At 50.9% G+C, this 275-nt stretch carries 1 protein-coding gene; it reads left to right on the top strand.

The annotated features are described in order from the left end of the window. Positions 1 to 16 precede the first annotated feature (16 nt). A partial coding sequence (locus tag KVT27_RS27375) for a PDZ domain-containing protein (protein ID WP_217582164.1) occupies positions 17 to 275 on the top strand: 259 nt, incomplete at its 3' end.

The following is a 275-nucleotide window of genomic DNA, read 5'->3' as shown; positions in this document are numbered from 1 at the left end:
CTTGTACGGGTTCATCATGCTGGGTGTGGCGTTGGCTACGCATTTCTGGACACCGGTTCTAATCGTTGGTGCTTTGCTCAGCATAGCGCTGCATGAGGGATTGATCCGATATAACCAATGCCTCGAAGACAAGCAGACGCCTTTCTACGTGCATTCGACTCGAGGGCTTATGGTGCTATCCGTCGTGCCGAAGAGTCCTGCACAGGAGCTAGGCATTCAAATCGGAGAGCTCATTCATAAAGTGAATGGGCACAAAATACGAACGAAGACGGATC

This window comes from Lysinibacillus sp. GbtcB16 (assembly GCF_019091145.1).
Taxonomy (GTDB): Bacteria; Bacillota; Bacilli; order Bacillales_A; family Planococcaceae; genus Lysinibacillus; species Lysinibacillus fusiformis.
Note: the sequence above shows the minus strand (reverse complement) of the source record. Positions and strands in the feature narration are given on the sequence as shown.